The organism is Paenibacillus lutrae (assembly GCF_009757775.1).
In the GTDB taxonomy this organism is placed as follows: domain Bacteria; phylum Bacillota; class Bacilli; order Paenibacillales; family NBRC-103111; genus Paenibacillus_F; species Paenibacillus_F lutrae.
This window is the reverse complement of record NZ_RHLK01000002.1, coordinates 680,480-693,541: the sequence shown is the minus strand read 5'-3', so window position 1 is coordinate 693,541 and position 13,062 is coordinate 680,480. Positions and strand designations below refer to the sequence as shown.

General features: G+C 52.1%; 15 protein-coding genes and 1 riboswitch. All 15 genes read right to left on the bottom strand.

The features are described from left to right. Positions 1 to 7 precede the first annotated feature (7 nt). Positions 8 to 592, bottom strand: coding sequence for a bifunctional adenosylcobinamide kinase/adenosylcobinamide-phosphate guanylyltransferase (gene cobU / locus EDM21_RS05380; RefSeq protein WP_157333546.1), 585 nt, complete (start codon positions 590 to 592; stop codon positions 8 to 10). Positions 593 to 619: 27 nt separating this feature from the next. Then, on the bottom strand, positions 620 to 1,678 hold the full coding sequence (gene cobT / locus EDM21_RS05375) for a nicotinate-nucleotide--dimethylbenzimidazole phosphoribosyltransferase (RefSeq protein ID WP_157333544.1): 1,059 nt from the start codon (positions 1,676 to 1,678) through the stop codon (positions 620 to 622). Between the two features lie 183 nt (positions 1,679 to 1,861). Continuing rightward, positions 1,862 to 2,647, bottom strand: a complete 786-nt coding sequence (locus EDM21_RS05370; RefSeq protein WP_157333542.1) for an ABC transporter ATP-binding protein — start codon at positions 2,645 to 2,647, stop codon at positions 1,862 to 1,864. Further along, the gene (locus EDM21_RS05365) at positions 2,647 to 3,684 is read right to left on the bottom strand and encodes a FecCD family ABC transporter permease (protein WP_157333540.1); all 1,038 of its coding nucleotides are present in this window, start codon (positions 3,682 to 3,684) and stop codon (positions 2,647 to 2,649) included. The genes EDM21_RS05370 and EDM21_RS05365 overlap by 1 nt, the downstream gene beginning before the upstream one ends. After that, complete coding sequence (locus EDM21_RS05360) at positions 3,685 to 4,692, bottom strand: ABC transporter substrate-binding protein (RefSeq protein ID WP_157333864.1); 1,008 nt, start codon at positions 4,690 to 4,692, stop codon at positions 3,685 to 3,687. It lies immediately after the preceding gene. A gap of 179 nt (positions 4,693 to 4,871) precedes the next feature. Continuing rightward, a riboswitch (cobalamin riboswitch) is annotated at positions 4,872 to 5,075 on the bottom strand. A gap of 88 nt (positions 5,076 to 5,163) precedes the next feature. Next, positions 5,164 to 5,739 (bottom strand): hypothetical protein, encoded by a 576-nt coding sequence (locus tag EDM21_RS05355; protein WP_157333538.1) that lies wholly within the window; start codon positions 5,737 to 5,739, stop codon positions 5,164 to 5,166. A 53-nt stretch (positions 5,740 to 5,792) separates the two neighbouring features. Next, on the bottom strand, positions 5,793 to 6,050 hold the full coding sequence (locus tag EDM21_RS05350; protein ID WP_235918036.1) for an aspartyl-phosphate phosphatase Spo0E family protein: 258 nt from the start codon (positions 6,048 to 6,050) through the stop codon (positions 5,793 to 5,795). Positions 6,051 to 6,119: 69 nt separating this feature from the next. Continuing rightward, positions 6,120 to 7,316, bottom strand: a complete 1,197-nt coding sequence (locus EDM21_RS05345; RefSeq protein ID WP_157333536.1) for an aminotransferase class I/II-fold pyridoxal phosphate-dependent enzyme — start codon at positions 7,314 to 7,316, stop codon at positions 6,120 to 6,122. A 12-nt stretch (positions 7,317 to 7,328) separates the two neighbouring features. Continuing rightward, the gene (locus EDM21_RS05340; RefSeq protein ID WP_157333534.1) at positions 7,329 to 7,820 is read right to left on the bottom strand and encodes an Lrp/AsnC family transcriptional regulator; all 492 of its coding nucleotides are present in this window, start codon (positions 7,818 to 7,820) and stop codon (positions 7,329 to 7,331) included. 213 nt (positions 7,821 to 8,033) lie between these two features. Then, a complete protein-coding gene (locus EDM21_RS05335) occupies positions 8,034 to 8,348 on the bottom strand; it encodes a GNAT family N-acetyltransferase (RefSeq protein ID WP_157333532.1) in 315 nt (104 codons plus the stop codon). 263 nt (positions 8,349 to 8,611) lie between these two features. Beyond that, the gene (cysK, locus tag EDM21_RS05330) at positions 8,612 to 9,538 is read right to left on the bottom strand and encodes a cysteine synthase A (protein ID WP_157333530.1); all 927 of its coding nucleotides are present in this window, start codon (positions 9,536 to 9,538) and stop codon (positions 8,612 to 8,614) included. 108 nt (positions 9,539 to 9,646) lie between these two features. Then, a complete protein-coding gene (locus EDM21_RS05325; protein ID WP_338043931.1) occupies positions 9,647 to 10,975 on the bottom strand; it encodes an MFS transporter in 1,329 nt (442 codons plus the stop codon). A gap of 163 nt (positions 10,976 to 11,138) precedes the next feature. Then, positions 11,139 to 11,666 carry a hypothetical protein gene (locus EDM21_RS05320; protein ID WP_157333528.1) on the bottom strand — a complete coding sequence of 176 codons (528 nt, stop codon included), beginning with the start codon at positions 11,664 to 11,666 and terminating at the stop codon, positions 11,139 to 11,141. Between the two features lie 191 nt (positions 11,667 to 11,857). Beyond that, positions 11,858 to 12,277, bottom strand: coding sequence for a DUF350 domain-containing protein (locus EDM21_RS05315; RefSeq protein ID WP_157333525.1), 420 nt, complete (start codon positions 12,275 to 12,277; stop codon positions 11,858 to 11,860). Positions 12,278 to 12,373: 96 nt separating this feature from the next. Further along, a complete protein-coding gene (locus EDM21_RS05310) occupies positions 12,374 to 13,048 on the bottom strand; it encodes a PspA/IM30 family protein (protein ID WP_068776418.1) in 675 nt (224 codons plus the stop codon). Positions 13,049 to 13,062 lie beyond the last annotated feature (14 nt).

The following is a 13,062-nucleotide window of genomic DNA, read 5'->3' as shown; positions in this document are numbered from 1 at the left end:
GCCGCTCCTATTCGAACCGGAATGCCCGGCTCTTCAATTCAACCGGAATGCCGGCCGTTACGAGGAAGACCTGCCCGCAGACGGAGGCCAGACGCTGGTTCATCCGTCCGGCGAGATCCCGGTACAGCCGCCCGAGAGGATACTCCGGCACAATACCGCTGCCGACCTCGTTCGTCACGAGAACGAGGGGACCCTCATGAGCTTGTACCGCCCGCACAAGCTCATCTACTGCTGCGCTGGTCAAAGACGCAGCATCCGCCTGCCCCTCCACCCGCAGAAGGCAGTTGGAGAGCCACAGCGTCAGGCAGTCGACAAGTACGACGCCTGAGTGCGCTTCTTTGGCGCTGCAGGTCCGCAGCAGTGCGGGCAGCTCCAGCGGCTCTTCGAGAGTCGTCCAGGCGAACCCGGACACCTCACGCTGCCGCCGGTGCAGACCGACGCGCTCCCTCATCTCCTCGTCCCAGATCTGGGCGGTCGCGATGTACGTGCCCCCATCCGCCAGTCTGGCGGACAGCTGTTCCGCGAATGAACTTTTGCCGCTGCGGGCTCCCCCTGTCACCAGAATGGGGCTTTGTACGATAGGATCGGTCATTAGAGTTGTTCTCCTTCTTGGCTTCATCTAACCGCGTGAGACACCGGCACTTTCGAACGAAGCCATTTCCCGCATGATTTTACCGGCCGCATCGATAAGCGTAAAGCAGAGTGCGGCTCCCGTTCCTTCGCCCAGCCTCATGTCCATATGCAGCATCGGCTTCAAGCCGACGGCTTCCAGCATCCTGGCGTGTCCCTGTTCATGGGACTGATGGGAGCCGATCATATACTGGACCGACACCGGAGCCAGCCTTGCGGCGATCAGAGCCGCTGCCGAGGAGATGAAGCCGTCAATCACGACGGCGCAAGAGTGCTTGGCCGCTCCCAGTATTACGCCGGTCAAGCCTGCAATCTCAAGTCCTCCGACCTTGGCAAGCACATCAATCGGGTCCTGATCATCCGGCCGGTTCATTTGAATCGACCTGCGGATGACTTCCTGCTTGTGGCGCCACCTTGCATCGTCAATGCCGGTTCCTCTTCCGACACCGGCTTCAAGATCCACACCGCCCAGAACATGGAGCAGAGCAGAACTGGCGGTGGTGTTGCCGATTCCCATCTCGCCGGTTGCCAGAATTCGCACACCGCGTGCGACGAGCTCATCCACGACCTCTGTGCCGACAAGAATCGCGCGGATTGCCTCCTCTCTGGTCATAGCAGGGCCTTGCGCCATATTGGCCGTGCCGTACCGCACTTTGCGGGCTACAAGAGCCTCATGCTCCAGATCTGCATTCACGCCGATATCCACACAGACGACCTCTGCGCCTGCATGGCGGGCCAGAACATTTACCGCTGCTCCGCCTTCCAGGAAATTCAGCACCATCTGAGGCGTCACTTCCTGCGGAAACGCACTGACTCCTTCTTCGCATACCCCGTGGTCGGCAGCCATGACAACGATCGCTTTATGCGATACATCCGGAATAACCTCTCCCATAATACCGGCCAGCTGCTTCGAAATGTCCTCAAGTTTCCCCAGGCTCCCGGGCGGTTTAGTCAGACTGTCCAAGTGGGCGGATGCCGCATCTATCGCATCTTGATTCAGGGAATGAATATCCCCGATCAAATCTTCGATTCTTTTTAACTCACTCATTGTAATCTCTCCTAGTGTTGGAACTTCGTTAATGCTCTTGCTGCCTGTATTTACTGTATTTCACTGTATCCGGTCTTTCACGGTATCCGGTCTCTATTCTTAACATGAAACTCCATTGTGCCATAAAAAAAGCCGGAACATCTACATACTAGCATACATGTTCCAGCCTTATGATTCTAATAGCTATTCTCCCCGCTTCAGCAGGATTTGCGGCTTTCCGTTGGCTGGATGCTTAAGAACGACCGGTTCCGTTCCATATACACTCCGGATCATCTCGATGTTCATGACTCGATCCGGAGTCCCGGTCGATACCTCCTGTCCTTCACTGACGACAAGCAGCCGGTCACAATACTGCGACGCCAGATTCAGGTCGTGAAGGACGGCCACAACTGTCAGCCCTTCCTCACGCTGCCAAGCGCTCACATAGTCCATAAGCTGTACCTGATAGCCGATGTCGAGGAAGGTTGTGGGCTCGTCTAGAAGCAGCAGACGAGGCTCCTGAGCCATCACCTTGGCCAGCGCGACCCGCTGGCGCTGTCCGCCGCTTAAGTTCTCGACGGTACGATCCGCCAGCGATTCGAGATCGAGCCGCAGCATGATCGAATCAATCAGCTTTCCCGCATCCGGCCGGTCTGTACCCAGCCAGCTCTGGAAAGGGAATCTCCCCATCTCCACGACTTCCCGTACCGTGTAGCCCAGTGGCGGCAGAGCATCCTGCTGGAGAACGGCCAGCCACCTCGCCAGCTCCCTGCGCGGGTAGCCCCTTGCATCTTTGCCTTTCAGCAGGATCTGACCCTCTGTCGCCGGCTCCACACCGGAGATGAGGCGCAGCAGCGTGGATTTCCCGCTGCCATTGGGGCCGATGATTCCGAAGAATTCACCGGCAGCCACCTCTATATTAATGTCCCTCAGCACCTTTGTGCCGTCAAATGCCTTGGCGGCATGTTTTACCTGAATGATCGGTTCCATCAGCCTCTTCCCCATTTCTTCTGTTTGCGCAGCAAATAGGCAAAAAAAGGCGCACCCAGGAATGCGGTAATCACGCCGAGCGGAATTTCGGTCGGACTGAGCACCGTACGGGCCAGCGTATCCGCCCACAGCACATAAATCGCGCCGCCGAGCGCAGATAAGGGTACGATCAGCCTATAATCCGGCCCTGCCAGCAGACGGACCAGATGGGGAACGATCAGGCCGACGAAGCCGATTACGCCCGATACGGAAACGGCTGCGGCCGTTACAAGCGTGGCCGTAATGAGCACGACCAGCTTGGTTCGTTCAACATGGATGCCCAGATGCGCTGCCTGACGCTCTCCCAGAGCCAGCAGATTCAGCGTTCTCGTGTAGCTGAACAGCACCAGGAAAGCGAGCAGGAAATACGGGAGCAGGACGCCGGAATAACTCCAGCCCTTCATAGCCAGGCTTCCCATGAGCCAGAAAACGATTTCGTTGACCACTTTATTCGAGATGGAAACAAGGAAAGACACGACGGCTCCGAGAAAAGCCTGCATAACCACTCCCGCCAGCAGCAGCGTTTCCATGCGGATTTTACCATCTGTTTGAGCCAGACGGAGTACAATCCACAAAGAGATGGCTCCTGTGACAAAACCGACAATAGGTACCGTCCAGGAACCGAAATAGGCGGTCTGCAGACCGAAATAAATAATAAAAGCCGCGCCCACACTCGTTCCACTGGAGACGCCAAGTGTATATGGATCAGCCAGCGGATTACGCAGCACACCTTGAAAGGCCGCTCCTGCAACGGATAATGACGCGCCTACCAGAATAGCCAATGCCACACGCGGCATGCGTACATTCATAATGATTTGCTCGGATGAGGCTGGCCATGTGACGGCCATCCCTTCCCCTATGAACGGCAGTTTGCTTATCAGAATCGAGGTAATATGTCCAACCGGAAGACGGGCCGAGCCCATCGAAAGGCTGAGTACAATAGAAAGAAGAAGGAGTATAACTCCTACTCCTCCCCAAAGCCCCCATTTATTTCTCATCTATTTCACCAGATCCGGATAAATCGCTTTTGCCATTTCCAGCAGACCTTCAGTAAGTCTCGGACCCGGGCGGCTTAGTTTATTCTGATCCAGTCCGATTACACGGTTGTCTTTGACCGCTTTGATTTCCCCCCAGCCGCTGCGCTCACGAATAAGCTGTTCCAGACTTTTCTTTGTTTTATCGTCGACGACATCATTTGCGAATAGAATGACATCCGGATTCGCCTGGATGATTTTCTCTTCACTGATCTGTTTCCAGCCGGTGATATCCGATGCTGCATTAACGCCGCCTGACAGCGAAATAAGCTCGTCCATGAATTCGCCTTTACCGACGGTCCAGCCGGGCGAAAACTCAATGTACACCTTTTTCTTCTGATCGGCAGCTACAGTTTTGACAGCATCCGTCACTTTCTTGAGTTCTTCTTTCATTTTTGACACTACTTTCTCCGCCTGCTCCTGATGGTCGGTTATTTTACCGTATAGCAGCACGTTCTGGATCACATCATCCACAGTCTTGGGTTCTACCTTAAAGACATTGATATTCATCGCACGAAGTTTCTCGACGGATTCACTTTTCATCGAGACGCCTGTAAAGACGATTTCAGCCCCTGAAGCAATGATAGATTCCTGGTTAGGCTGTACGATGCCGCCCATTTTGGGTTTCGATTTGGCTTCTGCCGGATAATCGTCATAATCCGAGACGCCTACGATCTTATCTCCCAGACCGATTGCAAACAAAGCTTCGGTTTCTGCCGGAGATACCGAAATAATTTTCTGCGGTGCTTTATCAAAAGTAAATTCTTTACCCGTTGCATCTTTAACTTTGAGCGGATACTGCGTTTTCTTACTGTCCGCGGTTTGCGGTGCCGGACTGGATGAAGACGGAGCGGCTGTCCCGGCCGGCGGTTGTTCATTTTTACCGCAGGCGGTTAGCAGCAGGGCAAGCATGAATACAAGAATCAGCTGCAAATATCTTTTGGATTGTTTACTTTCTTGGGGGTTTCTCATCATTTTCTCTCCCTTGATTCTTAAGTTTGACTTGAAGCTGGGTTACATAATAACTGGGCACGTCACACAAAAAACCCCCTATCCGAAGATAGAGGGGACGATTTCAGAAAACACGAGTTGGCTGTGGCTTCACAGGAAGCCATTTCCGGTTTCGCGCAATCCTCTCCTCGAAGGATGTTGTGCTGCAAGACCGGCAGGCAGGTCTCCTGACTTACGGATGATTAACTGTCCTTGCCTTCCCATCCCCTTGGACAGTGGCGTCGTAAGAACATCTCCGTTATACAGTGGCGGGACCGTGCCGGATTTACACCGGCTTCCCTATTAACCCGTGCTCTTCCAATGAAGCAAGAAGAATCTGCGGGACCTGGCGGTAGACGTATTTGGTTTAAACCTTCAAGTTCTTTCAACAATTATAGGCGAACTCCCGCCGTCATGACAACCAGTAAAGTAAACTAAGTCGCCCTTTACCTGCTATTTGCCTGCAATTTTCTTAAGAACTTCCAGCGACAATTCCGGGTTCCGGCTGTTCTCCGCCATAAAGGCGACCAGGCCGCTACCGTTAAAACCATTGTCTTTAAACCACTTGGAATGTTTCAGCGGAATGCCGTATAAGTGCTTTTCCATCTTGGGCGGCGCGTTCTTATCCACTTTCTGGCCGTCCGGAGGCTGAATTTCAGCTTCCACGATTCCCTCGGAATAGTCTTCCGGCTTAAAGTGCTCGTCCAAAGACAGAAATGATCCGCTCTTGGCAAAATTCTTGAACTGTTCTTCCGGCAGAATAAAGATACCGTGTCCGCCATAGCCCAGCTCAACGATCATTTTCTCCGCGGAAAAAATAGGAGATGTCGAAATACTGATACTAGGCGCGGGTCCGACCAGCGCGATCAGAGACTCCTGAAGCTTGACCGCGTTCTCGGTCGAAGTACCTTCCTTGTTCATAAAGAAAACAGAAACATCCGCTTTGGCCTCATCTTTGCCGCAACCGGCCGCCAGAACGGTAATCAGCAACAAGAGTAAAGCAGCCGGTAACCAGCGTTTTTGTGTCATTAAAACCCCTCCGATGTGATCGTCCATCCAAACGCTGCAAAAAAGCCGGCACTCTACCGGCTTTTCTGAACTAGATTCATATATTCGTTGATTTTATGATCAAGAGATACGCTCATTTCAATAACCGTGTTGGATGTCATGGCTTCGCCTGACTGAACCAACTGCTCCAAACGCCTGCGCATAAACTGAATTTCTTCTTCCAGGTGAAAGAGGGATGCTAGCTTTACAGTTCGTTTCGACAACCAGCGCTGCTCAGGAGCATCATGGCTGTACCAATTTCCCGGATCTGCCAAATGATATTCAAAAGCCATCATGATCCCTCCTTTACCCTAAAGATATCAGTTTTTTCCGAATCTGAAAACTATTTTTTGGACAAACCTTTACAATTTTTTCATAAAAGTTCCAATACGGTCTAAAGCTTCATTGAGCTGAGATACCGAAGTCGCATAAGAACAGCGGACAAAACCTTCTCCTCCGTTACCGAATACGGCTCCCGGAACAGCGGCAACTTTAGCTTCGACAAGAAGTCTCTGTGCGAACTCTTCGGAAGATAATCCCGTTGATTTAATAGACGGGAAAGCATAGAACGCTCCTTCCGGCTCGTGGCATTCCAGACCGATCTGCCGGAAGCCCTGAACGACTAACCGGCGGCGCTGGTTGTACGAATCCACCATCCGGTCTTTTTCCCCCAGTCCGTTCCGCAGTGCTTCAAGCGCTGCGATCTGGCCCATGATCGGGGCGCACATCACCGTGTACTGGTGAATTTTGAGCATAGCCGAGATTAGGTCGGGATGCCCGCACATGTAACCGACACGCCAGCCTGTCATGGCGAAGGCTTTGGCAAATCCGCTGACGAGAATCGTGCGGTCATGCATCCCCGGCAATGAAGCAAAAGAGACATGCTTGCTGCCGTAGGTCAGTTCCGCATAAATCTCATCGGCGATGACAATGAGGTCGTTCTCTTCCACGATTTTGGCGATTGGCAGCCAATCCTCGTAAGTCATAATCCCGCCCGTAGGATTGCTCGGGTAACTTAAGATCAGCACCTTCGATTTGGGCGTCAGCTTAGCGCGCAGCGCTTCCGGCTTCAGCTTGAAATTGTCCTCGGCGAAGGTCTCCAGACCAACGGATACGCCGCCTCCGATCGTAACGATCGGACTGTAGGCGATGTAACACGGCTCCGGCACAAGCACTTCGTCACCCGGCGAAATCAGGGCGCGCAGCGCCAGATCGATCGCTTCGCTTCCTCCCACTGTCACGACAATTTCATTAGAAGGCTCGTATTTGACTTGGAAGCCGCTGTACAAATATTCGGCAATCGCTTCGCGAAGCTCGGGAAGACCGGCATTAGGCGTATAGTTGGTGCGGCCTCTCTCCAGAGAGTACACGCATGCTTCACGCACATGCCATGGGGTAATAAAGTCCGGTTCACCGACCCCCAGAGAAATAATGTCTTTGCTTCCGCTGACTAAATCAAAAAAACGCCGGATGCCCGAAGGAGGAATATCCCGGACCAGCGGCGATAAATAGTCCTGCATGGACTTTTGTTTACGTCCGATTTCATCCTGGTTTATCATCGTCATCGTCCTTTATGGCGAGACCAGCATCCGATGATCATCCTCATGGTCATCAAAAATGATCCCGTCCTGTTTGTATTTTTTTAGAATAAAATGAGTCTTGGTCGAAAGCACCCGGTCCAGCGTGGAGAGCTTATTGGAAACGAACGAAGATACTTCTCTAAGTGTCCGGCCTTCGATTTCGACAAGCAGATCATACGCGCCCGACATCAGATAAACGGACTTCACTTCGGGATATAAATAGATGCGCTCCGCAATGGCGTCAAAACCCGTTCCGCGTTCAGGCGTGATCTGCACTTCGATAAGCGCGTTTACTTTCTCGCTATCTACCTTGCTCCAGTTCAAAACAGTGGCATATTTAACAATAATGTGATCTTCTTCCATCTGACGTATCGCAGATGCCGCCTCTTCCTCTGTAATTCCGAGCATAGTAGCCACAAGGGCCGGATTACGGCGGGAATCTTCTTTGAGGATTTCAAGAATTTGGTGATTAAGTTCGTTCATCTTCGAACCTCCTGCTTGGATCATGATCACTTACGCATCCAGCTTAATGGTCGTGCCCAACTTGTTTAAGCATAAAATCTTTATTTATCATATTACACCCAGCCCGGTATGAATTCAATAAAAAGCACAATCACAAAAAGGCCGGGAGCTCCTCCGCTCTACAGCCTTTAACATCTTATGCAATTTTCGCTGCCGCGGGCACCCCGCTTGCTTTCAGGCTCCCCGGCTCTGCTTGCCTTTCAAAAGGCGCAGCATGGAGCTTTCAATTCCCCGCTTGTGATAGGAAGGCAGAATCATCACCGATAAGGAGGACTCCGTCTCCGTCTCCGTCTCCGTCTCCGCCTGACCGGCCGCCGCCACGAAAGCGATCCCTACCAACTCCTGATCCTCATAAGCGGAAATAAATTGACTGGCGGGGATTTCTTTCAAATGTCTGTAGTCCACACTGAGCTGAGTCAGTTCCGTATACGATTGTATGAAGGGATTTAGAATCCATGGTTTTGGAATTTCACACATCAAGGAAATCATTTTCGTAATCCACCTTTCTTCGCACAATACCTCTTCGATAATTATACATCATTATGTATTTTTATTCAATGATACGAATAACTATTCCGCTTAACCCCCTATTTATTTTCTTGCTATAAAAAAAAGCCCTCCAGACGCCACCTCCTTCATGCCGATAATCAGCATGATGGGCGTGACGAACCGTAAGGCTGTTCTGTCTTGTTGCAGGATAAAGCTCGGTTCCTCGCAAGTTTACTCGCAATGGTGCCGGATGTGCCGCCGTTCTACTCTCCGAATACTCCGGAGCTCAAATACCGCTCCCCGGTGTCCGGCGCTATGCACAGCACCCTCTTGCCCGGTCCGAGCCTGCGGGCAATCTGAATGGCCGTCCAGACCGTCGCGCCCGCGGAAGGCCCGACCAAGATGCCTTCTTGGGCGGCCAGCTCGCGCGTCGTGCGCACCGCATCCTCATCCGATACTTGTACGATTTCATCGTACACGTCCGTGTTGAGGATGGCGGGCACAAAGCCCGGGCTCGTCCCGACAAGCTTGTGCGGTCCGGGCTCTCCGCCCGAAAGCACGGGTGAGCCCGCCGGCTCGACCACGTAGATCTTGATTCCGGGAATGCGCTCCCGGAGCACTTCGCCCGTCCCGGTAATCGTACCGCCCGTTCCGGAGGAAGCGACGAACGCGTCCAGACGTCCATCCGTCTGCTCGATGATCTCAAGCGCCGTCGTCACCCGGTGAATATCGGGGTTCGCCTTGTTCTCGAACTGCTGCGGGATGTAGCTGCCGGGAATGTCCTGCTGCAGCTCCAGCGCCTTCGCAATCGCACCCGGCATCCGCTGCGCGGCCGGAGTCAGCACAACATCGGCTCCATAGGCCTTGAGCAGATTGATCCGCTCCTTGGTCATATTGTCCGGCATGACCAGGATAGCCTTATAGCCCTTGGCCGCTGCGTTCATCGCCAGCCCGATACCCGTGTTGCCGCTCGTCGGCTCTATGATCGTAGCTCCGGGCTGCAGGAGGCCGTCTTTCTCCGCCTGCACGATTAAATTATAAGCGGCGCGGTCTTTTACACTGCCGCTCGGATTGAAATATTCGAGCTTCACATAGACTTCCGCATGTTCATCGCCTGTCAGACGGTTCAGCCTGACGGCCGGTGTATCCCCGATTAACTCCGCAATACTGTTCACTAATTTTTTCCCCATGATCGTTTCCTCCCTGATGCATACTGCCGTTCCATTCCAACCGGACTGAAATCTTGCTGCCGGACCCGGTTCCTATACCTACTATTTTTATAGGAATTTAAGGCCTTGTCAAGAGTTTTTGAGCCGGAGCACTTTTCTCATGAAAAACCAGGAGATCAAGGGAGCGCTGCCCAGCAGGAGAAGCAGTGTATTGACCACGGCAGGGGCCGTGCTGCGGGAAATCACGATAATAAACAGCAGCGTACCCAGCATTCTCCCCGTATTAATGGAAATTTCGCGCAGCACTACGAATTCTTCCCGTCTGCTCACACTTTCCGCATTCATACCGATCAGATCAAAAACGGACGAAGTCATCGGGATGGTATAGAGCGGAAGAAACAAGGCCGTTCCTACGCCGAAAAGCAGCAGCGTCATGTAGTTTACTTTCCAGTAAAATGGAAGAATCACCACTATGACCATAATCACGCCAACCAGCATCCCCCTGCTCCGGAACTTCGGCTTCAGGAATCGGCCTGCAAACCAGAAACTGACGAAAGATACCCCCGACGTAATAAGCGCAAAGTTGCCAAGTTTCTGTTCGCTGGTTGTCGCGATATAGACCATAAGGGCGATCAGGAAGCCGAATACCCCTTCCCGGAAACCTTGAGCGACAAGAGCCGCGCATACAGGCCGCCAGACATTCCCGGGGCTTCGCAAGCATCGCAGTCCATACGTCCAGTCATAGGTCCCTTCAATTTTGCGTTTTTTGAGAAAAAAGCTAACGACAACTCCCAGCAGGAATATAGTCAGCGATATGGAGAAAATTACCTTATAACCGAGATTTCCGGACATCTGCACAATGATTAAACCCGAAGCCCATGGTGCCAGCATGCCGACTCCCGCGCCCATAAGCCCGGCCAGCCCATTAAACTTGTCTCTCGTTTCCCTGCTTGTGACTTCAAAATAGACGATATTAAAGGCCAGCCAGAAGAAACCCGCGGCTAGTCCCTGCACCATACCCAGCAGCATAATGTAATCGACACTTTTGGTCCCCAGCAGAAGAACGAGTATGTAAAAGGAAGCGGATAAAGCTACACCTGTCCGCAGACAGTTCATCTTGTTATGCTCTTTCACCCACTTGCCTGCCAGCCAGAATGTCAGTGCCGTACTAAGCTGATGAATAAGTGCAAACCAGCCGATCATCGCGAAATCATTCTTTGCCTTCCACAAATAAATACTGACAAAAGTTCCGGAGAGCGCATGGGCCGCCCCGTAAAAAGCATTCTCAAGCAGCAGCAGGATCGTTTGGCGATCCAGTCTCGATGCTGCAGCAGGCTCATCGGCCGGCTTGAGTGATTCGGCGTACGCCGCAGGGCTTGATGCGGTTGTCTGCCCGCTCCCCTGCCCGCTGAACCAGGCCATAAACCGGGAGCGACGCCGGGTTTTGTTCTGCTGCACTTAGAAATCCCTTCCTTTCGGGCAACTCATCTTCCTTATCGTTTCCAAAAGAGGCTCTCTTCAATGAAGCAAATTTCTTCCGCTTTCGTGCCTGACAAAAAAACAAAAAAAACCGCTCCGTCCGTAATGGACGTGCGGTTCATTGAACTTTCTTTGGGCAGGCTTAGGCCTGCGGATCTTTCTCGACACCGAATGCAGCCAGCATACGCTCTCTTGCCGCATCATCTAGGAACGTCTCCACTTTAAAGCAAGAAGGACAGACATACACATTTAATTTGTAACCGTCGTCCAGGAACGGTTTGCCTAATGCAGCCGGGATCGCGGCTTTATAATCGGCGCCAGGCGACTGCGTACCGGCATGCAGCATCAGTTCACGGCAGGAGGAGCACTCGGGCGCTTCTTCCTGCGTATCCAGGCAGCTCATTACCGCTTCGGCATACGCATCCGTGTATCCGGCGTCCTCTTCCCAGAGCAAATCTTCTCCGGAATCGGCAACCGGCGGTTTCTCGTCTTCGTCTTCGTCGTCTTCCTCGTTCAATTCGGATCCGAGGGTCAGGCTGCGATAATTGCCCAGTTCATTGTAGCAGTGAGGGCAAGATTCCTCAGGCCCGATCTCAGGGTCCCATACGATTTCCGTCTGACACCAGGGACAGAACGTCTCTTTCTCTTCTTCTCTTCGTATTTCGGTCATACTTCATACCTCCTGGCTGACTTTCCTCATCCAACATCTTCTCCTGCCTATTGCACCATCAGGTAGCGCACACCCAGCCCCATGAACAAGATGGCCAGCGCAAGCAGAATTCCCCATAAATATTTCATTTTCCCGTAACCCTCCCGGTACCCGAGCACAACGCCAGGCCCGCTCTTTAGCGTCCCTGTATCTTAAGTAACGCAAGCTCCAATCACATAGGAAAGGGAGACAGAGATCATCATAGAGAGCAATCCGACCGCGCGGTTGTCCTTTTTTATTTCGTCGTCTATTTTAAAATAAGGAGTCAAAAACTCAAAGATAAAATAAGCGGCCATCAGCAGGATGAATCCGAACCCCGCCCACATCAAAGAACGGATCAGCGAATCGTTGTTGAGGATGGCAAAACGGAATACGTTGCAAATTCCGAATATTTTACCTCCGGTGGCCATTGCCACAGATACATTCCCGCGTTTGATTTCTTCCCAGTCATTGTACTTCGTTACAATCTCAAATAGTGTCAGGAACACGACAACCGTAACAACCGCGACAGAAAAAAAAGCAAGCGCCCCCAAATAAGGATTGCTAAGCAATTGATTCACCTCTTCATGCAAGTGTATGCCCCCTCCGGTGTGAAAGTAGTGAACAAGGGAAAAGACTGAGAATAAATCCCAGTCTCTGTGTTAAGGCATACCGCCATTATAGCACGGTTATTTATTTTTTTCAGCCAGCTTTGCTTTCATAGCTGCCAGTTCATCTGCGATTCCGTCAGTCGCACCGAGCTTGTCAAGTTCGTCATCCAGGCTCTTGCTCTTGGAACGGAGCTCATTGCTTGCCTGTGCCTCGGCTTCCATTTGGAGAACCTTCTCGGACATGCGGTCAAAGCCTTTGGCTGCGTTGTCCGAACCGAAGCCCGACAGCGCCTGGTTGATATGCTTCTGAGCTTTAGCAGCTTCAGCGCGCGCGATCAGCAGGTCTTTCTTGTTCTTCAGTTTCGTGAACTCATCTTTCATCTCAGACAGTTGGCTGCGAAGCTGATCCGCATTGGTTTTGGCGACATCAAACTGGCGCTTCATCTCGTCAAACTTGATCTGATGTTCCTTCTTGTCTTCAAGCGCGCGGCGGGCGAGGTCTTCATTGCCCTGCTCCAGAGCTTTCATAGCCTGCTCGGTCCGCTTTTCTACCATTTCTTCCGCTTCTTCGTACTGCTGCTTGAATTTCTTCTCGATCGCGATCTGCTTGGCTACCGCAACTTCCGCTTCTTGAATGTCTTGCTCCATATCTCTAAGGAACTGGTTCAACATCTTGACCGGGTCCTCTGCTTTGTCAAGCAGGTCGTTCATTGAAGCCATCGTTAAGTCTCTCAGTCGTTTAAAAATCCCCATAATGGTTATACCTC